General features: G+C 52.9%; 23 protein-coding genes. 13 read left to right on the plus strand and 10 right to left on the minus strand.

What is annotated here, in order from left to right; genetic code table 11:
• Position 1: 1 nt before the first annotated feature.
• The 8 genes from FDW92_RS20260 to phoU all read left to right on the plus strand — a co-directional run bounded on the left by FDW92_RS20260 (position 2) and on the right by phoU (position 9,102).
• Positions 2 to 2,536, plus strand: a complete 2,535-nt coding sequence (locus tag FDW92_RS20260) for a fimbria/pilus outer membrane usher protein (protein ID WP_042311415.1) — start codon at positions 2 to 4, stop codon at positions 2,534 to 2,536.
• Between the two features lie 11 nt (positions 2,537 to 2,547).
• Positions 2,548 to 3,615, plus strand: a complete 1,068-nt coding sequence (stgD, locus tag FDW92_RS20265; RefSeq protein ID WP_042311417.1) for a fimbrial protein StgD — start codon at positions 2,548 to 2,550, stop codon at positions 3,613 to 3,615.
• A 33-nt stretch (positions 3,616 to 3,648) separates the two neighbouring features.
• A complete protein-coding gene (locus tag FDW92_RS20270; protein WP_061380858.1) occupies positions 3,649 to 4,224 on the plus strand; it encodes a chaperone-usher fimbrial major subunit in 576 nt (191 codons plus the stop codon).
• Between the two features lie 235 nt (positions 4,225 to 4,459).
• A complete protein-coding gene (pstS, locus tag FDW92_RS20275) occupies positions 4,460 to 5,500 on the plus strand; it encodes a phosphate ABC transporter substrate-binding protein PstS (protein WP_042311421.1) in 1,041 nt (346 codons plus the stop codon).
• Between the two features lie 192 nt (positions 5,501 to 5,692).
• Positions 5,693 to 6,652, plus strand: coding sequence for a phosphate ABC transporter permease PstC (gene pstC, locus FDW92_RS20280; RefSeq protein ID WP_038635761.1), 960 nt, complete (start codon positions 5,693 to 5,695; stop codon positions 6,650 to 6,652).
• A complete protein-coding gene (gene pstA / locus FDW92_RS20285) occupies positions 6,652 to 7,542 on the plus strand; it encodes a phosphate ABC transporter permease PstA (RefSeq protein WP_003827037.1) in 891 nt (296 codons plus the stop codon). The genes pstC and pstA overlap by 1 nt, the downstream gene beginning before the upstream one ends.
• A gap of 46 nt (positions 7,543 to 7,588) precedes the next feature.
• Positions 7,589 to 8,362, plus strand: a complete 774-nt coding sequence (gene pstB, locus FDW92_RS20290) for a phosphate ABC transporter ATP-binding protein PstB (protein ID WP_003023821.1) — start codon at positions 7,589 to 7,591, stop codon at positions 8,360 to 8,362.
• Positions 8,363 to 8,376: 14 nt separating this feature from the next.
• Positions 8,377 to 9,102 (plus strand): phosphate signaling complex protein PhoU, encoded by a 726-nt coding sequence (phoU, locus tag FDW92_RS20295; RefSeq protein WP_038635754.1) that lies wholly within the window; start codon positions 8,377 to 8,379, stop codon positions 9,100 to 9,102.
• A gap of 52 nt (positions 9,103 to 9,154) precedes the next feature.
• Here phoU and yieH read toward each other — a convergent pair whose 3' ends face one another.
• A complete protein-coding gene (gene yieH / locus FDW92_RS20300; RefSeq protein WP_042311423.1) occupies positions 9,155 to 9,820 on the minus strand; it encodes a 6-phosphogluconate phosphatase in 666 nt (221 codons plus the stop codon).
• Between the two features lie 167 nt (positions 9,821 to 9,987).
• Between yieH and adeP the strand changes: the two genes are divergently transcribed.
• Positions 9,988 to 11,325, plus strand: coding sequence for an adenine permease AdeP (adeP, locus tag FDW92_RS20305; RefSeq protein WP_006687753.1), 1,338 nt, complete (start codon positions 9,988 to 9,990; stop codon positions 11,323 to 11,325).
• A 56-nt stretch (positions 11,326 to 11,381) separates the two neighbouring features.
• On the opposite strand, the gene FDW92_RS20310 is transcribed toward adeP, so the two are convergent.
• From FDW92_RS20310 to rpmH, 9 genes are all read right to left on the minus strand, one after another.
• Positions 11,382 to 11,948, minus strand: a complete 567-nt coding sequence (locus FDW92_RS20310; protein WP_042311425.1) for an NADPH-dependent FMN reductase — start codon at positions 11,946 to 11,948, stop codon at positions 11,382 to 11,384.
• Between the two features lie 30 nt (positions 11,949 to 11,978).
• Positions 11,979 to 12,728 (minus strand): 4'-phosphopantetheinyl transferase superfamily protein, encoded by a 750-nt coding sequence (locus FDW92_RS20315; protein WP_042311427.1) that lies wholly within the window; start codon positions 12,726 to 12,728, stop codon positions 11,979 to 11,981.
• Positions 12,729 to 12,894: 166 nt separating this feature from the next.
• Positions 12,895 to 13,854 carry an HTH-type transcriptional regulator YidZ gene (yidZ, locus tag FDW92_RS20320; RefSeq protein WP_042311429.1) on the minus strand — a complete coding sequence of 320 codons (960 nt, stop codon included), beginning with the start codon at positions 13,852 to 13,854 and terminating at the stop codon, positions 12,895 to 12,897.
• A complete protein-coding gene (locus tag FDW92_RS20325; protein WP_042311432.1) occupies positions 13,823 to 15,004 on the minus strand; it encodes an MFS transporter in 1,182 nt (393 codons plus the stop codon). The genes yidZ and FDW92_RS20325 overlap by 32 nt, the downstream gene beginning before the upstream one ends.
• Before the next feature lie 182 nt (positions 15,005 to 15,186).
• Positions 15,187 to 16,551 (minus strand): tRNA uridine-5-carboxymethylaminomethyl(34) synthesis GTPase MnmE, encoded by a 1,365-nt coding sequence (mnmE, locus tag FDW92_RS20330; protein WP_042311434.1) that lies wholly within the window; start codon positions 16,549 to 16,551, stop codon positions 15,187 to 15,189.
• Between the two features lie 105 nt (positions 16,552 to 16,656).
• Positions 16,657 to 18,303, minus strand: coding sequence for a membrane protein insertase YidC (yidC, locus tag FDW92_RS20335; protein WP_006687746.1), 1,647 nt, complete (start codon positions 18,301 to 18,303; stop codon positions 16,657 to 16,659).
• Between the two features lie 2 nt (positions 18,304 to 18,305).
• Positions 18,306 to 18,563: a membrane protein insertion efficiency factor YidD gene (yidD, locus tag FDW92_RS20340; protein WP_003023846.1), complete on the minus strand. Its 258-nt coding sequence runs from the start codon at positions 18,561 to 18,563 to the stop codon at positions 18,306 to 18,308.
• Positions 18,527 to 18,886 (minus strand): ribonuclease P protein component, encoded by a 360-nt coding sequence (gene rnpA, locus FDW92_RS20345; protein ID WP_003844432.1) that lies wholly within the window; start codon positions 18,884 to 18,886, stop codon positions 18,527 to 18,529. The genes yidD and rnpA overlap by 37 nt, the downstream gene beginning before the upstream one ends.
• A 17-nt stretch (positions 18,887 to 18,903) precedes the next feature.
• Positions 18,904 to 19,044 (minus strand): 50S ribosomal protein L34, encoded by a 141-nt coding sequence (gene rpmH, locus FDW92_RS20350; protein ID WP_003023858.1) that lies wholly within the window; start codon positions 19,042 to 19,044, stop codon positions 18,904 to 18,906.
• 606 nt (positions 19,045 to 19,650) lie between these two features.
• On the opposite strand from rpmH, the gene dnaA reads away from it, so the two are divergent.
• The 4 genes from dnaA to gyrB are packed head-to-tail and all read left to right on the plus strand — an operon-like array spanning position 19,651 to position 25,675.
• Positions 19,651 to 21,054, plus strand: a complete 1,404-nt coding sequence (dnaA, locus tag FDW92_RS20355) for a chromosomal replication initiator protein DnaA (protein ID WP_003827078.1) — start codon at positions 19,651 to 19,653, stop codon at positions 21,052 to 21,054.
• Between the two features lie 4 nt (positions 21,055 to 21,058).
• Complete coding sequence (gene dnaN / locus FDW92_RS20360) at positions 21,059 to 22,159, plus strand: DNA polymerase III subunit beta (RefSeq protein ID WP_005121477.1); 1,101 nt, start codon at positions 21,059 to 21,061, stop codon at positions 22,157 to 22,159.
• Positions 22,159 to 23,232 (plus strand): DNA replication/repair protein RecF, encoded by a 1,074-nt coding sequence (recF, locus tag FDW92_RS20365; protein WP_038635725.1) that lies wholly within the window; start codon positions 22,159 to 22,161, stop codon positions 23,230 to 23,232. The genes dnaN and recF overlap by 1 nt, the downstream gene beginning before the upstream one ends.
• A 28-nt stretch (positions 23,233 to 23,260) precedes the next feature.
• Complete coding sequence (gene gyrB, locus FDW92_RS20370; RefSeq protein ID WP_042311438.1) at positions 23,261 to 25,675, plus strand: DNA topoisomerase (ATP-hydrolyzing) subunit B; 2,415 nt, start codon at positions 23,261 to 23,263, stop codon at positions 25,673 to 25,675.
• Positions 25,676 to 25,692 lie beyond the last annotated feature (17 nt).

Raw genomic sequence — 25,692 nt, forward strand, 5'->3', positions numbered from 1 at the left:
GATGATTCACCCTCGTCTTTGCCTCGTCTTGATTTCAGGTGCATATATAAGTATCGCTTTCCCGACAATGGCCAGTGAAACGCTGTTTAACCCTGGTTTGCTGGAAATCGATCACCCCGTGGACGTGGATATTCATCAGTTTAACCGTTCCAACGCGTTGCCGCCGGGCGATTATAAGGTCGATATCGTCATTAACGGGAAACTGTTTGAACGACGGGATGTGACCTTTGTGCAGGATCAACCGGATGCCGACCTGCATCCCTGCTTTGTCGCGGTTAAGGAGGTATTGTCGTCGTATGGTGTCAAGGTAGACGCAGTGAAAGGTTTGCAGGATGTCGATAATACAGCCTGCGTGAATCCCGTTCCGTTAATTGGTGGCTCTACCTGGTTATTAGATGCAAATAAGCTGGCGTTAAATATATCTGTTCCACAGATCTATCTGAACACGGCGGCCTATGACTATATCAGCCCATCACGCTGGGATGAGGGCATCAATGCGATGATGGTCAATTATGATTTTTCCGGATCGCACACGGTAAAGTCTAATTACGACAATGGGAACGATGACTCTTATTATCTGAACCTGCGTAATGGGATTAACCTGGGGGCATGGCGGTTGCGTAACTACAGTACGCTAAGCGCTACTGGCAGCGACACGGAATATCACTCCATCAGTAGCTATGTCCAGCGCGATATCGCCGCGCTGCGCACCCAGATTATGGTCGGCGACACCTGGACGGCGAGTGATGTCTTTGACAGCGCCCAGATCCGCGGGGTCAGACTCTATACCGACGATGACATGCTACCGTCGAGCCAGAACGGGTTTGCGCCAGTGGTTCGCGGGGTGGCGAAAAGTAACGCCACTGTTATCATCCGGCAGAATAAATATGTCATTTATCAGTCAGCCGTGCCGCAGGGCGCTTTCGAGATCACCGACCTGAACACCACCAGCGGCGGCGGCGATCTTGATGTCACCATAAAAGAAGAAGACGGTAGCGAGCAGCACTTTACCCAGCCGTACGCGTCGCTGGCGATACTGAAGCGTGAAGGCCAGACCGATTTTGATATTAGCGTCGGTGAAATGCGCGATGAAAGCGGATTTACCCCTAACGTCGTTCAGGCGCAGGTGTTGCATGGCCTGCCATGGGGATTAACGCTCTATGGCGGCACGCAGGTTGCGGAAGATTATGCTTCCGCCGCGCTTGGTATGGGTAAAGATATGGGGTCGATCGGGGCCGTATCGTTTGATGTGACCCACGCCCGTTCACACTTTGACGATGGTGATAATGAAAGCGGCCAGTCCTGGCGTTTTCTCTACTCCAAACGTTTTGATGATACCGACACCAGTTTCCGTCTGGTGGGGTACCGTTATTCCACGGAAGGCTATTACACTCTCGGCGAGTGGGCATCGCGGCAGGACAACAGCTCTGATTTCTGGGTAACGGGCAACCGCCGTAGCCGCCTGGAAGGAACCTGGACGCAATCATTTGGCCCCGGTTTTGGCAATATTTATCTGACATTAAGCCGTCAGCAATACTGGCAAACGGATGAAGTCGAGCGCCTGGTGCAGTTTGGCTATAGCAACAGCTGGCGGCGAATTTCGTGGAACGCGTCGTGGAACTATACCGACTCTGCGAATCGTTCTTCCGGTAGCAATAATAAAAACGACAACGATGACAGCGATCACGAACAGATATTCATGCTGACGGTTTCCATCCCGCTTTCAGGGGCGATGGAGAGCAGCTACGTTAACTACTCGATGACGCAAAATAATCATAACGACAGCACAATGCAGGCTGGCGTTGGCGGCACGTTGCTGGAGGGCCACAATCTTTCCTATAACGTGCAGGAATCCTGGACCAGCTCACCGGAAGATACCTATAGCGGGAATGCCAGCATGGGATATGACGGTACTTATAGTTCAGTAAACGGCGGTTATGCCTGGAGCCGTGATTCACAGACGCTGAACTATGGTGCGCGCGGCGGCATCCTGGTTCACAGCGGCGGTGTGACCTTCTCGCAGGAGTTGGGGGAAACCGTCGCGCTGGTGGAAGCGCCGGGCGCTGATGGCCTTACCGTAGAAAACACGACTGGGGTTGCTACAGACTGGCGGGGCTATACGGTGAAAACGCAGCTTAACCCGTACGACGAAAACCGCGTGGCAATTGACAGCAACTATTTTGCCAAAGCCAATATTGAGCTGGATAGCACTGTAGTCAATCTGGTGCCAACGCGCGGCGCCGTGGTGAAGGCGGCGTTTGTGACGCATGTCGGTTATCGCGTGTTGTTTAATGTGATGCAGGCGAATGGCAAACCTGCGCCGTTTGGCGCGATGGCGTCGGCGGAGCTGGATTCCGGAACGGTAACCGGGATTGTCGGCGATAATGGCGAACTCTATTTGTCGGGGATGCCGGAAAACGGTCGTTTCACCCTAAGCTGGGGCGGTGATAAAGCAACAACATGTGCCGTTAATTATACGCTGGGTAATAAACCAGAGAATGCTGAACTGGTGCAGCAAGCCGTCACTTGCCAATAAGGAATTTAATTATGCGTTTATGGACAATAATATTATCTTCTTGCTTTATGGTTCTTATTTCGCCTGTTTGCCGGGCTGGCGATGGTATTTGCCATACAAGATATGGTGTTTATACTTATGATCTTAATCTTAATGGTGCCAAGATTCCGGCTGAGGCTAATAAAGCCGGTACTGAAGTCAGAGATCTAAAGGATTTAACATCATCACAAACGTATGAAATTAGTTGTGATTGCTTGACCCACTTTTCATCGACTTTTCGTAATGTCTATTATACCGCCCGTTCGCCTTTGAGCATTGATACTACCAAAAACGGTTACACGTACTATACGCTTAACGATAACCTAAGTATTGCAACCTCGGTTAAGGTTCATGGGCGAGGCCTTATTGCGGTTCCCTTTGAAGCTGAATCTAATGTGGTACAAGTGGGGACCGAATGTTATACCGATACCGTTGAGGGGGGCTTCGCAACGTTAGATACCGGGTCGGAGGTCACTGTCTCTTTCCTTATCAATAAACCGTTTGTCGGTCAGGTCGCCATTCCTGGCTCGATTGTGGCTAATTTATACGGGGGGCTTGATGCCAACTCCTCCGTTGCCAGCACCGACAAACTGGCAGAAATCAGAATTGTTGGCGATATCGTGGCGCCGCAGAGTTGTGAAATTGATTCCGGCCAGGTGATAGAGGTGAATTTCGGTAAGATCCCCGTAGCGGATTTTTCGACAACGCAAGGCACCGCTGCTGCAGGCCATAAAGTGACCAAAACGGTTCAGGTGAAATGTACCGGAATGTTGGATGAGAATATCGTCTATTCAACATTTAATGCGGATCCCGTTGATTCCAGCGCAAATATGATGAAAGTCCTGGGTAATGATGATGTCGGAATTATGATTTATGACAAATGGGATCAGATGGTTAAGGTGACAGGCGGAAAAATGGATATGGATATGGGCGTCAATAATGCCGGCGCCGAGACTAACTCTTTGACTTTTTCTGCCGCGCCTGCCAGCGCGACGGGAGCACGGCCTCAACCTGGTACATTTGAAGCCTACGCAACGATCACGCTGGAAATAACGAACTAATCTAATCCTATTTTATTAATAACGGGAATCAACATGATGAAAGGAATACTAAAAACGACGCTAGTGGTATCTTCATTTTTTATGGCAGGAAATACGCTGGCTTCTGATGGCACCGTACATTTTCTCGGTGAAGTTATTGACAGCGCCTGTGAAGTAACTGCAGATACCGCTAATCAGAATGTGGCATTAGGTAAAGTCAACAGAACCGCATTTTCAGGTATAGGTTCTACCGCGATGCAGACCGAATTTCATATCCGTCTTGAGAAATGCCCTGATACCTATAATAAAGCGGCGGTTCGTTTTGACGGTACAGAAGCGGCTAACGGTAATGGCGATCTGGCGATTGGTACTCCGGTTGCTGGGGCAAGCCCTGGCGATTATACGGGGACTGGCCAGGCCGTTGCCGCGTCGGGGGTGGCTATCCGCATTTATAATCTGGGCGATGGTTCACAGGTGCCATTGTACACAACGTCTAAGAGCGCTGATATTGATCCTGTTGCCGGAACGGCAGATATGCAATTTATGGCTCGCTACATTGCTATCAGCGATACCATCATGCCGGGCACCGCCAACGCTGACTCCGAATTTACGATTGAATATACAAAATAACAATTGCGTTCACACACCGATCTCCTGGCGACTGTTTTGTGACAGTCGCTGTCATACGTCTTTAACATCTCTGTTTTTCATGTTTAAAAATATCTTTAAAATTCAAATAGTTGTAAGTTAATTTTATCTGTCATAAAACTGTCATATTTCGTACATTTAACTGTCACCTGTTTGTCCTATTTTGCTCACAGTAGCAACTCAAACAACAATTTACGAAAACCGTGCAGGAGACATTATGAAAGTTATGCGTACCACTGTCGCAACTGTTGTCGCCGCGACCTTATCCATGAGCGCGTTCTCTGCCTTTGCCGCAGCGAGCCTGACGGGTGCAGGTGCAACTTTTCCTGCGCCAGTGTATGCCAAATGGGCAGATACCTATCAGAAAGAGACCGGTAGCAAAGTAAACTACCAGGGTATCGGCTCCTCCGGTGGTGTAAAACAAATCACTGCGAATACCGTTGATTTTGGTGCCTCAGATGCGCCGCTGTCTGACGAAAAACTCAATCAAGAAGGCCTGTTCCAGTTCCCGACCGTGATCGGCGGTGTAGTGCTGGCGGTGAATATCCCTGGCCTGAAATCCGGCGAGCTGGTGCTTGACGGCAAAACGCTGGGTGACATCTACCTCGGCAAAATTAAGAAGTGGGATGATGAAGCCATCACCAAACTGAACCCGGGTCTGAAGCTGCCTTCGCAGAATATCGCCGTTGTGCGCCGTGCTGACGGTTCAGGTACTTCGTTCGTTTTCACCAGCTACCTGGCAAAAGTGAATGAAGAGTGGAAATCGAAAATTGGTTCCGGTTCTACCGTTAACTGGCCGACCGGCCTGGGCGGTAAAGGGAATGACGGTATCGCCGCATTCGTACAACGTCTGCCTGGCTCTATCGGCTACGTTGAGTACGCTTACGCTAAGCAGAACAACCTGGCTTACACCAAACTGGTTTCTGCCGATGGCAAACCGGTAAGCCCGACCGAAGAGAACTTTGCTAACGCTGCGAAAGGTGCTGACTGGAGCAAAACCTTCGCTCAGGATCTAACCAACCAGAAAGGTGACGATGCGTGGCCAATCACTTCCACCACCTTCATCCTGGTGCATAAAGAGCAGAAGAAACCTGAGCAGGGCGCTGAAGTGCTGAAGTTCTTCGACTGGGCGTACAAAAATGGCGGCAAACAGGCTAATGACCTGGATTATGCCAGCCTGCCGGACAGCGTGGTTGAGCAGGTTCGTGCTGCATGGAAAACCAACGTGAAAGACAGCAGCGGTAAAGCGCTGTACTAAATACCCGTCATACTTCGAGCCGCAGCTGTGTTGGCTGTGCTTGTTCACCCCAGTCACATAGTGAATCTATGCTTCTGGGGATTCACAAGCTTGCCGCCTTGCTGCAACTCGGATTATTTAGGGTATGGCATTACGTTAGCCGGGAAGCACGATAAAATGCTTGCTTCCTGGCCCAAACTTAAAGAGTGATTTATGGCTGCAACAAAGCCTGCTTTTAACCCCCCGGGTAAAAAGGGTGACATGATATTCAGCGCGCTGGTAAAACTGGCTGCGCTGATTGTGCTATTGATGTTGGGTGGCATCATTGTCTCTCTGGTTATCTCCTCCTGGCCAAGCATTCAGAAATTTGGTTTCTCCTTCCTGTGGACCAAAGAATGGGATGCGCCAAACGATATCTACGGTGCATTAGTACCGATTTACGGTACGCTGGTCACCTCGCTTATCGCACTGCTGATTGCCGTTCCGGTGAGTTTCGGCATTGCCTTGTTCCTGACTGAACTTGCGCCCGGCTGGCTGCGTCGCCCGCTGGGGATCGCCATTGAGCTGCTGGCGGCAATTCCAAGTATCGTGTACGGCATGTGGGGCCTGTTTATCTTTGCTCCGTTGTTTGCGACTTATTTCCAGGAACCGGTCGGTAACATCCTTTCCAACATTCCGTTTGTTGGCGCGCTGTTTGCTGGTCCGGCGTTTGGTATTGGGATTCTGGCTGCGGGTGTGATCCTCGCCATCATGATTATTCCTTACATTGCGGCGGTTATGCGCGACGTGTTCGAACAAACGCCAGTGCTGATGAAAGAGTCAGCCTACGGCATCGGTTGTACCACCTGGGAAGTTATCTGGCGCATCGTCCTCCCGTTCACCAAAAATGGCGTGATCGGCGGCGTGATGTTGGGTCTGGGTCGCGCACTTGGTGAGACCATGGCGGTGACCTTTATCATCGGTAACACCTATCAGCTCGACAGTGCATCGCTGTATATGCCGGGCAACAGTATTACCTCTGCGTTGGCGAATGAATTTGCCGAAGCGGAATCAGGGCTGCACGTTGCTGCGTTGATGGAGTTGGGGCTGATTCTGTTTGTGATCACCTTCATCGTACTGGCTGCGTCTAAGTTCATGATCATGCGCCTTGCGAAGAACGAGGGGGCACGCTAATGGCTACGCTTGAAATGCAAAACACCACTGCGCTTGCGGAATCCCGCCGTAAAATGCAGGCGCGCCGCCGCCTGAAGAACCGCATCGCGCTCACGCTCTCTATGGCGACCATGGCGTTTGGTCTGTTTTGGCTGATCTGGATCCTGATGTCCACGATTACCCGTGGTATTGACGGTATGTCTCTGGCGCTGTTCACCGAAATGACGCCGCCGCCGAATACGGCTGGTGGTGGTCTGGCGAACGCTCTGGCCGGTAGCGGACTGTTGATCCTGTGGGCGACCGTGTTTGGCACCCCGCTGGGTATTATGGCGGGCATCTACCTGGCTGAGTACGGGCGTAAGTCCTGGCTGGCTGAGGTCATCCGCTTTATCAATGACATCCTGCTTTCTGCGCCATCAATTGTGGTCGGTCTGTTCGTTTACACCATTGTGGTCGCAAAAATGGAACACTTCTCCGGCTGGGCGGGCGTTATCGCGCTGGCGCTGCTGCAGGTGCCCATTGTGATTCGTACCACGGAGAACATGCTCAAACTGGTGCCGGACAGCCTGCGTGAAGCTGCCTATGCGCTGGGTACACCGAAGTGGAAGATGATTTCTGCGATCACCCTGAAGGCATCTGTCTCGGGCATTATTACAGGTGTCCTGCTGGCCATTGCGCGTATTGCCGGTGAAACTGCTCCGCTGCTGTTTACATCGCTCTCCAATCAGTTCTGGAGCACCGACATGATGCAGCCTATCGCCAACCTGCCGGTCACTATCTTTAAGTTTGCGATGAGCCCGTTTGCTGAGTGGCAGCAACTGGCCTGGGCTGGGGTACTGATTATTACCCTGTGCGTACTGCTGCTGAACATTCTGGCGCGCGTCATTTTCGCGAAGAAGAAACACGGTTAATTTTTACGGCGTGGCTGATGCGGCGCCGGATGAGGAATAGATTGAAATGAGTATGGTTGATACTGCTCCGGGTAAGATTCAGGTTCGTGATTTGAACTTCTACTATGGCAAATTCCATGCCCTGAAGAACATCAACCTGGATATTGCTAAAAACCAGGTTACGGCGTTTATCGGGCCGTCAGGCTGTGGTAAATCGACGCTGCTTCGTACGTTCAACAAAATGTTTGAGCTGTACCCGGAACAGCGTGCGGAAGGTGAAATCCTGCTGGATGGCGACAATATTCTCACCAATACCCAGGATATCGCGCTGCTGCGTGCCAAAGTGGGGATGGTATTCCAGAAGCCGACGCCGTTCCCGATGTCCATCTACGACAACATCGCGTTTGGCGTGCGTCTGTTTGAGAAGCTCTCTCGTGCGGATATGGACGAGCGTGTGCAGTGGGCATTGACCAAGGCCGCATTGTGGAACGAAACCAAAGATAAATTACATCAGAGTGGGTACTCTCTCTCTGGTGGTCAGCAGCAGCGTCTGTGCATTGCGCGTGGCATCGCCATTCGCCCGGAAGTGCTTCTGCTGGATGAGCCATGTTCAGCGCTCGACCCGATCTCTACCGGGCGTATCGAAGAGCTGATCACGGAACTGAAAGAGGATTACACCGTTGTTATCGTGACCCACAACATGCAGCAGGCGGCACGTTGTTCCGATCACACGGCATTTATGTACCTGGGCGAGTTGATTGAGTTCAGCAACACGGACGATCTGTTCACCAAGCCCGCGAAGAAACAAACTGAAGACTACATCACCGGTCGTTACGGCTGATTCAGGAGCTTGTTGTGGATAACCTTAACCTTAATAAACATATTTCCGGCCAGTTCAATGCTGAACTGGAAAGCATCCGTACCCAGGTGATGACCATGGGCGGCATGGTCGAGCAGCAGCTTTCTGATGCGATTACCGCCATGCATAACCAGGACAGCGAACTGGCGAAGCGCGTCATTGAAGGCGATAAGAACGTCAACATGATGGAAGTGGCGATCGACGAAGCCTGTGTGCGTATCATTGCCAAACGTCAGCCGACCGCCAGCGACCTGCGCCTGGTGATGGCGATTATCAAAACCATCGCCGAGCTGGAGCGTATTGGCGACGTGGCGGACAAAATTTGTCGCACCGCGCTGGAGAAATTCTCGCATCAGCATCAGCCGCTGCTGGTCAGCCTGGAATCACTGGGCCGCCACACTGTGCAGATGCTGCATGACGTGCTGGATGCGTTTGCGCGTATGGATCTGGACGAAGCGGTACGTATTTATCGTGAAGATAAGAAAGTTGACCAGGAATATGAAGGCATCGTGCGTCAGCTGATGACTTATATGATGGAAGATCCGCGTACTATCCCAAGCGTGCTGACCGCGCTGTTTTGCGCCCGTTCCATCGAGCGTATCGGTGACCGTTGCCAGAATATCTGCGAATACATCTTCTACTTCGTGAAGGGACAAGATTTCCGTCACGTAGGTGGAGATGAACTGGATAAGCTGCTGGCGGGCAAAGATCCGAAAGAGTAATAAAAACGTAGAAACTAGGCCGGATCAGCGTTAGCGCCATCCGGCATTTCAGTTAACGCGTAATATCCCATCCGCGCGCTTTCCACAATTCCGGCAACTGTGCCAAATCGGTAAAAGTCGTCACTTTTGGATGATCGATCGGTTTGTTGTGCGGATCGGCGCAGAAATAGAATACTTCCATTCCCGCAGCAATCCCCGCCTGCGCGCCGGCACTGGAATCATCGACCAGAATGCAGTTCTCAACGTTGACGTCCATCGCTTTTGCCGCATGGAACATCAGGTCCGGATCGGGCTTCCAGCGTTGAATATCGTAACCGCTGAACAATAAATCAGGAAAATGGTGCAACATGCCCAGCTTACCCAGCGAATGCTGCATTTTACTGACTGGACCGTTGGACACTACACACATGGGCACCGTCATACTGTCCAGTAGCGCATTAGCGCCAGCGATCACTTCCAGTTCCGTATCGAACAGACGTGCGACCTCAGCGCGGTAAACCGGTTCTAAATCGGCTTTTGCCAGTTCGACACCGTGCTCTTCGTTGATAATGTCGATGATCTCGTACAGCTTTACCCCTTTGAAGCGTTTAAAAATTTCTTCAAGATCGAGCGTAATGCCGAACGCCTGGAACATGCTGATATACGCGCGAGAACAAATCACTTCACTGTCTACAAGGGTACCGTCACAGTCAAAAAATACGGCTTCTATCTGGGACATGTCATTTCCATTTTAACAAGTTTAACGTTTTCGTAATGCATTATTGGGCCACGCAATCGTTGCCGTATAAGCAAAATCAATGAAAAAAGTTGCTCATAACCCAACCCTATTGTCGCATTTTGGTATAGGATAGCGACGAATTTTCCCTCCTTGTTCGGAAATTGATAATGAGTCAACAACACACAACCCAGGCTTCTGGCCAGGGGATGCTGGAACGCGTGTTCAAACTGCGCGAACATGGCACGACGGCACGGACCGAAGTGATCGCCGGTTTAACGACCTTCCTGACGATGGTGTATATCGTTTTTGTTAACCCGCAAATTCTTGGCGTAGCTGGCATGGATACCAGCGCCGTCTTTGTTACCACCTGTCTTATTGCTGCTTTTGGTAGCATCCTGATGGGCCTGTTTGCCAACCTGCCGGTCGCACTTGCGCCTGCAATGGGCCTGAACGCATTCTTTGCTTTCGTGGTCGTCGGCGCGATGGGCCTCTCCTGGCAGATTGGTATGGGCGCTATCTTCTGGGGCGCAGTAGGTCTGCTGCTGCTGACGATTTTCCGCGTGCGTTACTGGATGATTGCTAATATCCCGGTTAGCCTGCGCGTGGGGATCACCAGCGGTATTGGTCTGTTCATCGGCATGATGGGGCTGAAAAACGCCGGTGTTATCGTGGCGAACAAAGACACGCTGGTGTCCATCGGCAACCTGACGTCTCACAGCGTGCTGCTCGGTATTCTGGGCTTCTTTATCATCGCGATTCTGGCGTCACGCAACATTCATGCGGCGGTGCTGATCTCCATCATTGTGACCACGCTACTGGGCTGGATGCTGGGCGATGTTCATTACAACGGTATCGTCTCTGCGCCACCGAGCGTGATGTCCGTTATTGGCCATGTCGATCTGGCCGGTTCGTTTAATATTGGCCTGGCGGGGGTGATTTTCTCATTCATGCTGGTCAACCTGTTCGACTCTTCCGGTACGCTGATTGGCGTTACGGATAAAGCCGGTCTGGCGGATGCGAAGGGCAAGTTCCCGCGTATGAAGCAGGCGTTGTATGTAGATAGCGTGTCATCTGTCACTGGCGCGTTTATCGGTACTTCTTCCGTTACCGCGTATATTGAATCTTCTTCCGGGGTTTCTGTCGGCGGACGTACTGGGCTTACCGCCGTGGTTGTCGGCCTGCTGTTCCTGCTGGTTATCTTCCTGTCGCCGCTGGCGGGAATGGTGCCGGGCTATGCCGCGGCCGGTGCGCTGATTTACGTCGGTGTGCTGATGACATCAAGCCTGTCGCGCGTGAAGTGGGATGACCTGACAGAAGCGGTTCCTGCGTTCATTACCGCCGTGATGATGCCGTTTAGCTTCTCGATTACCGAAGGTATCGCGCTGGGCTTTATTTCCTACTGCGTGATGAAAATCGGGACCGGACGTTTGCGCGATCTCAGCCCGTGCGTCATCGTTGTCGCGCTGCTGTTTGTGCTGAAGATTGTGTTTATCGACGCGCACTGATCGCTGTTTATTTGGTTTTAGAAAGACAAGCCCGGCAAATCGCCGGGCTTTTTCGTTTACGCTTTCACGCGCTGAATATACTCGCCAAATGCGGTCAGTTGACCGGTAAGATGGTCCAGCGTGCTTTGGTCGATGACTTCACCCGTCTGCGGGTCCACCTTGTTCTGAATGACGCCGCCCATAAATTCCGGCTTGTTCATCACCATGGCGTCGAGGAACACCAGGATCTGACGCAGATGGTACTGACAGCGCGCGCCGCCAATAGCGCCCATTGAGCTGGTCTGAATCAGTACCGGCTTGCCAGATAATGGCTGATCGGGCAGGCGGGACAGCCAGTCGATGGCGTTTTTCAGTCCGCCAGGAACAGAATAGTTATATTCTGGTGTCACGATAACAACACCATCAGCTTTCCTGATTTGCTCTGCCAGCGCTTCTACGCTGGCCGGGAAACCTTCTTCCTGCTGGAGGTCGGCATCATACAGCGGGATATCACCAATCGACGGTAACGCGCTCACTTCCATTCCTGCGGGCGCAATTTTAGGCAGCGTGCGGGCAACCATGCCGTTAAACGAACCTTTGCGCAGACTTCCCAGTAACGTAACAACATTCAATGTTTCAGACATGGTGACTCCTGTTTCATCATGAAGGTTAAATCAGTTAAGCGTATGGCTTTTCGCTGCGCATAATTGAGAGAACCGGATCAGGCGACCCGTTGGCTCATTGGCGCGAGTCTGGATATCAGGCAAACTTTTCCAGTCCTGTTTACCATCAAACTCCCAAACCTTGAGTTTTTCAATGGTTGGCGTAACCGCAACCGACCACACCAGCACATCTTCCGCATCGCAAATGGCTTCAACCTGTGCAACATGGGCACATTTCAGACGCCCTGCGCCGGGTAAAAGCTGGAGTTCGCGCGGATCGTCATTACACACATCGCCGGTGAGTTTGAGAACGCTCTGGCGCAACGTAATGAGCTGCGCACGCGCTTCGTTAGGGTCGTTTTGGTTATTGATCCACAGATTTTCGTTACTGGAGAAGCGCCAGGTTTGTGTTGAATTCGGATTGTGAAAACCGCGTGTCGCTCGCTGAAGCTCCATATCCAGGCCGCAAACACCTTCTGTTGTCAGTGCAACGCCAACAATATTTCCGGCATAAGAAATCGAAAATCCCGGCAGGTTTTTATCGCGAAAAACGGGCTTACCTTTCGCCTCAGTAACAATCTCAGGCAACGTGCTGGTGCCGTAAAGCATGAACATTAGTTCTGCGAGAAGACTTCGGGAGGCCAGGAAGCGTGTTCGACGGTGAGCGGGTAGATTACTTGCTTCAATGTGATATGGAGTAGGGAGACGAACTGAAACCAGGTGTCCCTCCGTAAGAATCCCTCTGGCAAAATGTGTCGCCATTTTTCGCTCCGTGATTAATGGTCCGTGATTATAACCAGAGTAACATTTACACGGCGTTCAGGCAGGTTTTACCGGCTAAAAAATAAACGGAAATGGAATACATTACGCGACATTTACATTTCTGTTGCCAGAATGGTCATTTAAGCAACACTGTGGCGGCGGATCGTCAGGACATATCGCGATACAGAGCCTTGATCGTTTCTTTCAGCCAGACGATCTTCGGATTATGGCTGTTACGTTTATGCCAAAGGAGGGTGAACGGTACGCGCATTTTCTCTAACTGCGCAGCATCAAATGGCATAGGACGCGCCACTAGCGGAAGCTGGTGGAGTTGGTTATAACGCTGACAATAGACCGGCGCTGTGGCTATCAGCGCATGATCCGGCTGGGCGGCCATAAACAGCGACTGCTCAAAACCTGGCAGGCATAACGCGATATTGCGTGTGCGCCCCATCTCCTGAAGCACATCGTCCAGCGCCCAGGTATCGCTTTGCTCCCAGCTAATACTGATGTGGGGATAGCGCAGAAATGTATCCAGACTCCACTCTTCCTGCAATGCCGGATGATCTTCACGTAGCCAGACGCAAGGGAGATCGGAAAACAACACTTCATGGTCGATCGACAACGGCAGTAGGCTCAGCAGTTCTCGCGAACGCGGATGGCTTTCGCGGCCGGTGAAGCCGATATCCACCTCGCCGCGAATAATCGCATCCAGCGAATCATAGTCCCAGTTGCGTATTTTGATCGTCGCCTGGGGATAACGCTGATAGATCTGCCGGGAGAGGGCGTTAAACATGATCATGACCAACGGCGTTTCGGCCACCAGATCAAACTTCAACCCGCGCGGAGCCTCATGGTGCGGCTTATCCAGCAATTGATTGCTCATCTGCATCCACTCTGCCAGATTCTGCTCCATGCTGACCATTAATGGCGTCGGCGTAAGTCCCAGCGGGGTATTTACAAACAGCGGGTCGTCAAACCAGGTCCGCAGTTTCGACAGCGACTTACTCACCGCCGACGGCGTGACGTTCATCCGTTTGGCGGTTTTGGTAACGCTGCGTTCCTGCATCAATAGTTGCAGGCAGAGCAACAAATTAAGATCGAGACTGCTGAGGGATTTCTTCATGAGTTGGCGCGGACCGGTTAGGGGCAACAATGATAATCAGCATGATACTCACTATGCTACAGCCAATCAGAATCCCGATCAGCATATTCAGCGCATCAAGGCCGAGGACCGCTGCCAGCCAAATCCATAGTGATGAACCGCAAACCTGCGCAATACCTAACGCCGAGCTGGCAACCCCTGCACGCAGCGAGAACGGTCCCAGCGCCTGACTCATGGCGACACCAAAACCAACCGAGAACCCGGCGCAGATTAAAGTCAGCCCAAACAGCGTTACTGCGTGTGAGGCGGCAAGGGTTAACACTACGCCCGCTGCCAGAAATAACGCCTGTGAAGTCAGCATCAGAACGCGAGGCTTGAATACACTGAGGGCGAACGGCGTCGAGAAAGAGACCGCCATACTGATGCCTGCGGTCATAGCCATCGTCGTGGCGTATTCACCACGGTCGAAGCCCATCACTTCCATCAGCAGCACCGGAGAGGTATTCACGAAGGTCAGGATCACCGACACACTGAGGGTGGTTATGGCCAGGCGGCTTAAGAAAAAACGGTTCACCAAAGACTCGTTGGTGTGGTTCTTTGGTGTAGACGTCGTGAGGGTCGCTGGGCGCGATTCTCGCAGGATAAATACCGACAGCAGGCATACGACTACACCCATACCCATCATCGTGTAGAACAGGCTTTGCCACGGATATTTGAGCATAATCAGATGCCCCATGACCGGAGCCAGCACCGGTACGATACAGGTGATTCCGTTCAACAGCGACAGCACTTTTGCCCGGCGGCGATCGTCGAGCGTATCGCGCAGAATAGCGAAAGCCACCACATAGCAGCAGCCAGCGCCCACTCCCTGAATAAAGCGGCCTACCAGGAACGGCGTACCGCTCTCGGCGAAAGAACATAGCGCAGAGGCGAAAATAAAGATGAGTGCGCCGACTATGGCGACCGGTTTGCGGCCTGACTGGTCGGCAATTTTACCGGCGAAAAGCATCGCCGTCGCCATTCCCGCCAGATAAACCGAAAACGCAATATGCAGTTGCGCCTCGCTGGCCTGTAGATCGGCCGCAATGCGGGGCAGCCCCACCAGATACATATCAATACCGGCAGGATAAAGAAGAACCAGGGCGAAACTGCAGATTAGAAAGCGTGTCATAGCGACCTCATGAGGAATGTGGCGCTAAGCATACGGGCAGAGAGTCAACTGCACGAGTTGCCATTTGGACAACAGTGATTTCCACATGGGAAATTGTTGTTGCCGGGTGGCGGCGTAAACGCCTTCTCCGGCCTACGGGGCCTGTAGGCCCGGTTAGCATCGCGCTACCGGGCAACACAAGGTTACTTACCGATACAGAAGCTGGAGAAAATCCGTCCCAGCAGATCGTCGGAGGTAAATTCACCGGTGATCTCACTGAGGTTCTGCTGAGCCAGGCGTAGCTCCTCTGCCAGCAGTTCCCCAGCCCATGCTCCGAGCAATTGAGCTTTGCCCTGCTCGAGATGCTCCGCCGCTTCTGCCAGCGCCTGTAGGTGACGACGACGCGCCAGGAAGCCGCCTTCCATATTGGTTTCAAAGCCCATGCTCTGCTTGAGATGATTGCGCAGCACGTCAACGCCTTCACCGGTACGTGCGGAGAGACGAACCAGTGAGTGGCCATTTACTTCGCTAAGACCCAGCGTTTCACCGGTAATATCCGCTTTGTTACGCACCACGGTAATCGGCAGTTTGGCGGGCAGACGGGCAATAAAGTCGGGCCAGATGTCAGCCGGGTCGGTAGCGTCAGTGGTGGTGCCATCAACCATAAACAGCACGCGGTCGGCCTGCTCAATTTCCTGCCACGCGCGCTCGATCCCAATGCGTTCCACTTCATCGTTAGCGTCGCGCAGACCGGCGGTGTCGATGATGTGCAGCGGCATGCCGTCGATATGGATATGCTCGCGCAGGACGTCGCGGGTGGTACCGGCGATGTCGGTGACAATAGCCGCTTCGCGGCCTGCCAGGGCGTTTAGCAGGCTTGATTTCCCGGCGTTCGGGCGACCAGCAATCACCACCTTCATCCCTTCGCGCAGCAGGCTGCCCTGACGCGCTTCGGCACGTACAGCATCAAGGTTGCTGATAACGCTATTGAGCTGCGCTTCAATCTTGCCGTCAGACAGGAAGTCGATTTCTTCATCCGGGAAATCAATCGCCGCTTCCACGTAGATGCGCAAGTGAGTGAGCGCTTCCACAAGATGATTTACCCGTGCGGAAAAGGCGCCTTGCAACGAGTTCAGCGCTGAGCGAGCCGCTTGCTCCGAGCTGGCATCGATCAGGTCGGCAATCGCCTCGGCCTGGGCTAAATCGAGCTTATCATTGAGAAACGCGCGCTCGGAGAATTCACCGGGTCTGGCAATGCGCAGCCCGGGAATGGTCAGAATACGTTTTAACAGCAGATCGAGAATCACCGGACCGCCGTGACCCTGCAGTTCTAAAACGTCTTCACCGGTAAAGGAGTTTGGACCGGGGAACCACAGGGCAATTCCTTGATCCAGCGCGCTGCCATCCGCGTCTTTAAACGGCAGATAGTCGGCATAACGTGGTTTTGGCAGTTTGCCCAGCACGGTTTCTGCGACCTCACGTGCCTTCAGGCCGGAGATACGCAGGATACCCACGCCACCACGTCCCGGTGGCGTGGCCTGAGCGACGATGGTGTCGTTATGGCTCATGATATGTCTCTTTGTGATGCAATAAAAAAGGCGGTCTAATGACCGCCCTTTACGTTATGTTCCGTTTGCCGGATGGCGGCTTCGCCTAATCCGGCCTACACCGAATCAGGAGTTTTTCTTCTCGCGGCTATGCAGCCCACGCTTCTCCAGACCACGGTAAATCAGCTGCTGCTGAATAATGGTTACCAGGTTGCTGACGATATAGTACAGCACCAGACCTGACGGGAACCACAGGAAGAACACGGTGAAGATGACCGGCATAAAGGTCATGATCTTCTGCTGCATCGGGTCGGTCACGGTGGTCGGAGACATCTTCTGAATGAAGAACATCGTCACGCCCATCAGGATCGGCAGAATGTAGTACGGGTCCTGTGCAGACAGGTCATGGATCCACAGCGCGAACGGCGCATGGCGCAGTTCAATGGAGCCCATCAGCATGTAGTACAACGCCAGGAAGATTGGCATCTGGATGATCAGCGGGAAGCAGCCGCCCAGCGGGTTAACCTTCTCAGCTTTGTACAGGGCCATCATTTCCTGGCTCTGACGCTGTTTGTCATCGCCCAGACGCTCACGCATAGCCTGAATCTTCGGCTGCAGCATACGCATCTTCGCCATGGAGGTGTACTGCGCTTTGGTCAGCGGGTACATGATGCCACGAACGATAAAGGTGATAACGATGATGGAGAAGCCCCAGTTACCCAGGAAGCTATGGATCCATTTCAGCAGTTTAAACAGCGGCTGAGAGATGAACCACAACCAGCCGTAATCCACGGTCAGATCCAGGTGCGGTGCAACGGCCGCCATTTTATCCTGAATTTCCGGGCCGACCCACAGGGTGCTGGTCATCGCACCAGTCTGGCCTGGCTGTACCAGTACCGGCTGTGATTTATAGCCGATAGCGGCAATGCCGTTACCCAGGTTAGCGGTATAGAAGTTGTTGGTACCGTCGTTACGCGGAACCCATGCCGTTGCGAAATACTGTTGCAGCATTGCGACCCAACCGTCTTTAGCGTTGACGTTCAGGTTTTCGTTTTCAGCAATGGTGTCGAATTTGTATTTCTCATACTTCTCATCCGGCGTGGAGTAGGCCGCGCCACGGAAGGTGTGCAGCGCAAAGTTGCTGCTACCGGTGTCGCGATGAGATGGCAGATTGATGGATTGCTTCAGCTGACCAAAGGTGGAGATTTCCAGCGGTTTTTCGCCGGCGTTCTGCACGCTGTAGTTAACGTTGACAGCATATTCACCACGCTTGAGGACAAACGTTTTAGTGAACGTGTTACCCGCTGCGTCAGTATAGGTCATCGGGATCTGCAGTTCGTTCTGACCGTCTGCCAGTACAAATGCGTCTTTTTCGACGTTGTACAGCGGACGTGGGCCGTTAGCCGGGTTATCCGGGCCGTCACGACCGGTCAGGCCACTCTGTGCCTGGTAGATGAACTGTGGCGTAGTTTCCAGTAACTGGAACGGTTCGGTAGAACCAAGTTCTTTCGGGTAAGCTGGCAGCGAAGCCTGTTCCACATCACCACCACGGGTGTTGATGGTCAGATCAAGCACGTCAGTCTTAACCGTAATCAGTTTCCCCTGGCCACTGGCCGGTACGCCCTGGTCTGCGGCGCTACCCGCTGCGGTGGTCGTTGTCTGCGTGGTCTGTTGGGCCTGAGGTTGCGGGTTTTTATCCTGCTCCCAGGCTTGCCAGATCATGAAAGACACGAACAGCAAAGCGATGACTAAAAGATTGCGTTGCGAATCCATCGTTAGTGTTCTCTGGTATCAAATGGTCCGGGCGGGACGGGATCGTCACCACCAGGGTGTAAAGGGTGGCATTTTAATACGCGTTTCACCGTCAACCAACTGCCTTTTATCACTCCAAACCTGCGCAATGCCTCAATTCCGTAGCTCGAACAGGTTGGAGTGAAACGGCAATGCGGCCCAAGCAGCGGACTGATCAGGCGTTGATAGACCCGAATGAGGGCTATCAGGACCCGCGAGCCAGGCGACAATGGCGACGCCATAATTTTTCCAACGCTTCCGAGAGAGCACGGTTATCGAGGTCAGCAACCCCTTTTTTCGCCACCACCACGAAATCCATTGCGGGAAGTTCGTGCTGACGTAAACGGAAGCTTTCACGCGTCAGACGTTTAATCCGATTGCGTTCATGCGCACGTTTAACATTTTTCTTGGCGACGGTAAGACCGATACGGGGATGCCCCAGCGAATTCAGGCGGCCGAGGATGGTGATTTGCGGCGTGCCAGCCCGTTGTGGCTGCTGGAAGACGAATGTGAAATGAGTGGGAGTTAACAAACGTAACTCCCTGGGAAATGCGAGCTTAACCACTCAGGGGCTAGCTTTTATTACTTAGAAACGGTCAGACGAGAACGGCCTTTAGCACGACGACGTGCCAGAACCTGACGACCATTTTTATTAGCCATACGAGCACGGAAGCCGTGAGAACGGTTGCGCTTCAGTACAGACGGTTGAAAAGTGCGTTTCATGGCGATTTCTACCTAAACTTGAATAAATTCACTGACTTTTGCGTATACCCGAACGAGTTTCGAACGACTTACGCCACAGTGTGGGTGATTAAAGAGGCCGGATTGTAATAATTGTACACTCCGGAGTCAATTCTCTTTCCTTATTTCCCGCTTTTTTCCACAAGGTTTTGTGTGAAAAACAGGCAGCGTTGACGCCGTAAGGCGACCGTTACTCGCTGGGGGTAAGAATTATACGGGCTGGTGGATAAAGCGCAAGGATCGCCCGGGATCTTTATTAGATCGTTTAAGCAGTAAAGCATCTTTACTCATTAATTTTTTCAATATGCGCGCTAAAACCTGCAGCACTTCTCCAGGATCGTTTACACTTAGCCGATTCTGGATCATCCTGTGGATAAATCGGGAAGAATCTGTGAGAAACAGAAGATCTCTTTCTCAGTTTACGCTATGATCCGCGGTCCCGATCGTTTCAATGGATCCTGATCGGGGAAAAATTGCAGATAGCAATTCGCACGTCACCCTTTGCATAGGGTCTTGTCGGTGTGCGTCAACAATCATGAATGTTTCAGCCTTTGTCATTTATCGACTTTTGTTCGAGTGGAGTCCGCCGTGTCACTTTCGCTTTGGCAGCAGTGTCTTGCCCGATTGCAGGATGAGTTACCAGCCACAGAATTCAGTATGTGGATACGCCCGTTGCAGGCGGAACTGAGCGATAACACGCTGGCTTTGTATGCGCCAAACCGTTTTGTGCTCGATTGGGTAAGGGACAAATACCTTAATAATATTAATGGATTACTAAATAACTTCTGTGGAGCGGATGCCCCACAGCTGCGTTTTGAGGTCGGAACTAAACCCGTCACGCAAACGCTGAAGACGCCGGTAAATAATGTTGTCGCGCCTGCCCATGTGGCGCAACAGGTACAACCGCAACGTGCTGCTCCTGCGGCGCGCCCTGGTTGGGACAACGTCCCGGCGCCGGCAGAACCTACCTATCGCTCTAACGTCAACGTTAAACATACGTTTGATAACTTCGTTGAAGGTAAATCTAACCAACTGGCGCGCGCGGCGGCACGTCAGGTGGCGGACAACCCTGGCGGCGCCTACAATCCGTTATTCCTTTATGGTGGTACGGGTCTGGGTAAAACCCACCTGTTGCATGCTGTCGGTAACGGCATTATGGCGCGTAAACCGAACGCGAAAGTGGTGTATATGCACTCCGAGCGTTTTGTGCAGGACATGGTTAAAGCTCTGCAAAACAATGCGATCGAAGAGTTTAAACGCTACTACCGCTCCGTCGACGCGCTGCTGATCGATGACATCCAGTTCTTTGCCAACAAAGAGCGCTCACAGGAAGAATTCTTCCACACCTTCAACGCCCTGCTGGAAGGTAATCAGCAGATCATCCTGACGTCGGATCGTTATCCGAAGGAGATCAATGGTGTTGAAGATCGACTGAAATCCCGCTTCGGCTGGGGGCTGACTGTTGCGATCGAACCGCCAGAGCTGGAAACACGCGTGGCGATCCTGATGAAAAAAGCCGACGAAAACGACATTCGTCTGCCGGGGGAAGTGGCGTTCTTTATTGCCAAGCGTCTACGCTCTAACGTGCGTGAACTGGAAGGCGCACTGAACCGCGTGATCGCCAACGCCAATTTTACCGGCCGGGCGATTACCATCGATTTCGTGCGCGAAGCGCTGCGCGATCTGTTGGCTTTGCAGGAAAAGCTGGTCACCATCGACAATATTCAGAAGACGGTGGCGGAGTATTACAAAATCAAAATTGCGGATCTGCTGTCAAAGCGTCGATCTCGCTCGGTAGCTCGTCCGCGCCAGATGGCGATGGCGCTGGCAAAAGAGCTCACCAACCACAGTCTGCCGGAAATTGGCGACGCGTTTGGTGGGCGTGACCATACTACCGTGCTTCATGCCTGCCGCAAGATTGAGCAGTTGCGTGAAGAAAGCCATGATATTAAAGAAGATTTCTCCAATTTAATCAGAACATTATCTTCGTGACGCTATGAAATTTACCGTTGAACGTGAACATTTATTAAAACCGCTTCAGCAGGTCAGCGGCCCGCTGGGTGGACGTCCTACACTGCCGATCCTCGGAAACCTGCTGCTGCAGGTCGCTGACGGTGCGCTTTCTCTGACCGGTACCGATCTCGAAATGGAGATGGTGGCGCGCGTGGCGTTGATCCAGCCCCATGAACCTGGTGCGACCACCGTTCCGGCACGTAAATTCTTCGACATTTGCCGCGGGTTGCCGGAAGGCGCGGAAATAGCCGTTCAACTGGAAGGCGACCGCATGCTGGTACGCTCTGGTCGCAGCCGTTTCTCGCTGTCCACGCTTCCTGCCGCCGACTTCCCTAATCTGGATGACTGGCAGAGCGAAGTCGAATTCACCCTGCCGCAGGCCACAATGAAGCGCCTGATTGAAGCCACGCAGTTTTCGATGGCGCATCAGGATGTGCGTTACTACTTAAACGGCATGCTGTTTGAAACCGAAGGGGAAGAGCTGCGTACTGTGGCGACCGACGGTCACCGTCTGGCGGTTTGTTCAATGCCTGTCGGTCAGCCGTTGCCCAGCCATTCGGTGATCGTACCGCGTAAAGGTGTGATTGAACTGATGCGTATGCTTGACGGCGGTGACAACCCGCTGCGCGTGCAGATTGGCAGCAACAATATTCGTGCGCACGTGGGGGATTTCATCTTCACCTCCAAGCTGGTAGACGGTCGTTTCCCGGATTATCGCCGCGTATTGCCGAAAAATCCGGACAAACATCTGGAAGCCGGTTGCGATATCCTCAAGCAGGCGTTTGCCCGTGCGGCGATCCTCTCGAACGAGAAATTCCGCGGCGTGCGTCTGTATGTCAGCGAAAATCAGCTTAAAATCACCGCCAACAACCCGGAGCAGGAAGAAGCAGAAGAAATTCTGGATGTCTCCTATCCTGGTACGGAACTGGAAATCGGTTTTAACGTTAGCTACGTGCTGGACGTTCTGAACGCGCTGAAGTGCGAGAACGTGCGTATTCTGCTGACTGATTCCGTATCGAGCGTACAGATTGAAGATGCCGCATCACAGTCGGCTGCCTATGTTGTTATGCCAATGAGACTGTAATGTCGCTCACCCGCCTGTTGATCCGCGATTTTCGCAATATCGAAAGCGCGGATCTCGCTTTATCCCCTGGCTTTAACTTCCTGGTTGGCGCGAACGGCAGCGGCAAAACCAGTGTGCTGGAAGCCATCTATACGCTCGGCCATGGCCGGGCGTTTCGCAGTTTGCAGATTGGCCGCGTGATTCGCCACGAGCAGGAGTCGTTTGTTTTACACGGACGTTTGCAGGGAGAAGAGCGTGAGACGTCGATTGGTCTGACGAAAGACAAACTGGGCGACAGCAAAGTGCGCATTGATGGCACTGACGGGCACAAGGTCGCTGAACTGGCGCACCTGATGCCGATGCAGCTGATCACGCCAGAGGGGTTTACTTTACTCAACGGCGGCCCCAAATACAGAAGAGCATTTCTTGACTGGGGATGCTTTCACAATGAAGCCGGATTTTTCACCGCCTGGAGCAACCTGAAGCGACTGCTCAAGCAGCGCAATGCGGCACTGCGTCAGGTGAGTCGTTATGAACAACTGCGCCCGTGGGATAGAGAACTTATCCCGCTGGCGGAACAAATCAGCACCTGGCGCGCGGAGTACAGCGCGGGTATCGCGCAGGATATGGCGGATACCTGCCAGCAGTTTCTTCCCGAGTTTTCTCTCTCGTTTTCTTTCCAGCGTGGTTGGGAGAAGGAGACAGATTATGCCGAGGTGCTGGAACGCAGTTTTGAACGCGATCGCATGTTGACCTACACCGCACACGGCCCGCATAAGGCGGATTTCCGCATTCGTGCCGACGGTGCGCCGGTAGAAGACACGTTGTCGCGTGGGCAGCTAAAACTGCTAATGTGCGCCTTACGTCTGGCGCAAGGGGAGTTCCTGACCCGTGAAAGCGGACGGCGCTGCCTGTACCTGATAGATGATTTTGCCTCTGAACTGGATGATGCGCGTCGCGGGCTGCTGGCCAGCCGCTTAAAAGCCACGCAATCACAGGTCTTTGTCAGCGCAATCAGCGCTGAACACGTTATAGACATGTCCGATGAAAATTCGAAGATGTTTACCGTGGAAAAGGGTAAAATAACGGATTAACCCAAGATAAAATGAGCGAGAAACGTTGATGTCGAATTCTTATGACTCCTCCAGTATCAAAGTCCTGAAAGGGCTGGATGCGGTGCGTAAGCGCCCGGGTATGTATATCGGCGACACGGATGACGGCACCGGTCTGCACCACATGGTATTCGAGGTGGTAGATAACGCTATCGACGAAGCGCTCGCGGGTCACTGTAAAGATATCGTGGTAACGATTCACGCTGATAACTCCGTGTCTGTTACTGACGATGGCCGTGGTATCCCAACCGGTATTCATCCGGAAGAGGGCGTTTCGGCGGCGGAAGTTATCATGACCGTTCTGCACGCAGGCGGTAAATTCGATGATAACTCCTATAAAGTTTCCGGTGGTTTGCACGGCGTAGGTGTCTCCGTCGTTAACGCCCTGTCGCAGAAACTGGAGCTGGTGATTCGTCGTGAAGGCAAAGTGCATCAGCAAACTTATGTGCACGGTGTGCCGCAGGCGCCGCTGGCGGTAACGGGCGAAACAGAGGTTACGGGGACCCAGGTGCGTTTCTGGCCAAGCCACGAAACCTTCACTAACGTGACCGAGTTCGAATACGACATCCTGGCGAAGCGCCTGCGCGAACTGTCGTTCCTGAACTCCGGTGTCTCTATTCGTCTGCGCGACAAGCGTGACGGCAAAGAAGATCATTTCCATTACGAAGGCGGCATCAAGGCGTTTGTTGAATATCTCAACAAAAACAAAACACCGATCCACCCGAATATCTTCTACTTCTCCACCGAAAAAGACGGTATCGGCGTTGAAGTGGCGCTGCAGTGGAACGACGGTTTCCAGGAAAACATCTACTGCTTCACCAACAACATTCCGCAGCGTGACGGCGGGACTCACCTTGCAGGCTTCCGTGCGGCGATGACCCGTACCCTGAACGCCTACATGGACAAAGAAGGTTACAGCAAAAAAGCCAAAGTCAGCGCCACCGGTGACGATGCCCGTGAAGGCCTGATTGCGGTGGTTTCCGTGAAAGTGCCGGACCCAAAATTCTCCTCGCAGACCAAAGACAAACTGGTCTCCTCTGAGGTGAAATCGGCGGTTGAACAGCAGATGAACGAACTGCTGAGCGAATACCTGCTGGAAAACCCGTCTGACGCAAAAATCGTCGTCGGCAAGATTATCGATGCGGCCCGTGCCCGTGAAGCAGCACGTCGCGCGCGTGAAATGACCCGTCGTAAAGGCGCGCTGGACTTAGCCGGTCTGCCGGGCAAGCTGGCGGACTGTCAGGAACGCGACCCGGCGCTGTCTGAACTGTACCTGGTGGAAGGGGACTCCGCGGGCGGCTCTGCGAAGCAGGGGCGTAACCGTAAGAACCAGGCGATTCTGCCGCTGAAGGGTAAAATCCTTAACGTCGAGAAAGCGCGTTTCGACAAAATGCTCTCCTCTCAGGAAGTGGCAACGCTGATCACCGCGCTGGGCTGTGGTATCGGTCGTGACGAGTACAACCCGGACAAACTGCGCTACCACAGCATCATCATCATGACCGATGCTGACGTCGACGGCTCGCACATCCGTACGCTGCTGTTGACCTTCTTCTATCGTCAGATGCCGGAAATTGTTGAACGTGGCCATGTCTACATTGCGCAGCCGCCGCTGTACAAAGTGAAGAAAGGCAAGCAGGAACAGTACATCAAAGACGATGAAGCGATGGATCAATACCAGATCTCTATCGCTCTGGATGGCGCCACGCTGCACACCAACGCTAGCGCACCAGCCCTGGCGGGTGAGGCGTTAGAAAAACTGGTTTCTGAATACAACGCGACGCAGAAAATGATTGGCCGTATGGAGCGTCGTTTCCCGAAAGCGCTGCTGAAAGAGCTGGTTTATCAGCCGACGCTGGCTGAAGGCGATCTGGCTGATGAAGCGAAAGTTACGGCCTGGGTTTCCCAGTTGGTGAACGTGCTTAATGAAAACGAAATGCACGGCAGCACCTGGAACAGCTTCGTGCGTAAAGACGCTGAACTGAACCTGTTCGAACCGGTGATCCGAGTGCGTACCCACGGTGTCGATACCGACTATCCATTGGAGCATGAGTTTGTGACCGGTGGCGAGTACCATCGTATTTGTACGCTCGGTGAGAAGCTGCGCGGGCTGATCGAAGATGATGCGTTTATCGAACGTGGCGAGCGCCGCCAACCGGTGGCCAGCTTTGAGCAGGCGCTGGAATGGCTGCAGAAAGAGTCTCGTCGCGGTCTCGCTATCCAGCGTTATAAAGGTCTGGGCGAGATGAACCCGGAACAGCTGTGGGAAACCACCATGGATCCGGAAAGCCGTCGCATGTTGCGCGTTACTGTGAAGGATGCGATTGCCGCCGACCAGTTGTTCACCACCCTGATGGGCGATGCCGTCGAACCACGCCGCGCGTTTATCGAAGAAAACGCCCTGAAAGCGGCGAACATCGATATTTAACCTACACCAAGGCCTGC

Source organism: Citrobacter sp. wls706 (genome assembly GCF_005281305.1).
GTDB lineage: Bacteria > Pseudomonadota > Gammaproteobacteria > Enterobacterales > Enterobacteriaceae > Citrobacter > Citrobacter werkmanii.

Bases quoted from the DNA above. Each gene is read 5' to 3' on its own strand.
- gyrB (WP_042311438.1), top strand. From the start codon at position 23,261: ATGTCGAATTCTTATGACTCCTCCAGTATCAAAGTCCTGAAAGGGCTG.
- yieH (WP_042311423.1), bottom strand. From the start codon at position 9,820: ATGTCCCAGATAGAAGCCGTATTTTTTGACTGTGACGGTACCCTTGTA.
- pstC (WP_038635761.1), top strand. From the start codon at position 5,693: ATGGCTGCAACAAAGCCTGCTTTTAACCCCCCGGGTAAAAAGGGTGAC.
- rpmH (WP_003023858.1), bottom strand. From the start codon at position 19,044: ATGAAACGCACTTTTCAACCGTCTGTACTGAAGCGCAACCGTTCTCAC.
- FDW92_RS20310 (WP_042311425.1), bottom strand. From the start codon at position 11,948: ATGTCTGAAACATTGAATGTTGTTACGTTACTGGGAAGTCTGCGCAAA.
- FDW92_RS20325 (WP_042311432.1), bottom strand. From the start codon at position 15,004: ATGACACGCTTTCTAATCTGCAGTTTCGCCCTGGTTCTTCTTTATCCT.
- yidZ (WP_042311429.1), bottom strand. From the start codon at position 13,854: ATGAAGAAATCCCTCAGCAGTCTCGATCTTAATTTGTTGCTCTGCCTG.
- pstB (WP_003023821.1), top strand. From the start codon at position 7,589: ATGAGTATGGTTGATACTGCTCCGGGTAAGATTCAGGTTCGTGATTTG.
- pstS (WP_042311421.1), top strand. From the start codon at position 4,460: ATGAAAGTTATGCGTACCACTGTCGCAACTGTTGTCGCCGCGACCTTA.
- pstA (WP_003827037.1), top strand. From the start codon at position 6,652: ATGGCTACGCTTGAAATGCAAAACACCACTGCGCTTGCGGAATCCCGC.
- yidD (WP_003023846.1), bottom strand. From the start codon at position 18,563: ATGGCGTCGCCATTGTCGCCTGGCTCGCGGGTCCTGATAGCCCTCATT.
- stgD (WP_042311417.1), top strand. From the start codon at position 2,548: ATGCGTTTATGGACAATAATATTATCTTCTTGCTTTATGGTTCTTATT.
- adeP (WP_006687753.1), top strand. From the start codon at position 9,988: ATGAGTCAACAACACACAACCCAGGCTTCTGGCCAGGGGATGCTGGAA.
- dnaN (WP_005121477.1), top strand. From the start codon at position 21,059: ATGAAATTTACCGTTGAACGTGAACATTTATTAAAACCGCTTCAGCAG.
- recF (WP_038635725.1), top strand. From the start codon at position 22,159: ATGTCGCTCACCCGCCTGTTGATCCGCGATTTTCGCAATATCGAAAGC.
- FDW92_RS20315 (WP_042311427.1), bottom strand. From the start codon at position 12,728: ATGGCGACACATTTTGCCAGAGGGATTCTTACGGAGGGACACCTGGTT.
- FDW92_RS20260 (WP_042311415.1), top strand. From the start codon at position 2: ATGATTCACCCTCGTCTTTGCCTCGTCTTGATTTCAGGTGCATATATA.
- FDW92_RS20270 (WP_061380858.1), top strand. From the start codon at position 3,649: ATGATGAAAGGAATACTAAAAACGACGCTAGTGGTATCTTCATTTTTT.
- mnmE (WP_042311434.1), bottom strand. From the start codon at position 16,551: ATGAGCCATAACGACACCATCGTCGCTCAGGCCACGCCACCGGGACGT.
- yidC (WP_006687746.1), bottom strand. From the start codon at position 18,303: ATGGATTCGCAACGCAATCTTTTAGTCATCGCTTTGCTGTTCGTGTCT.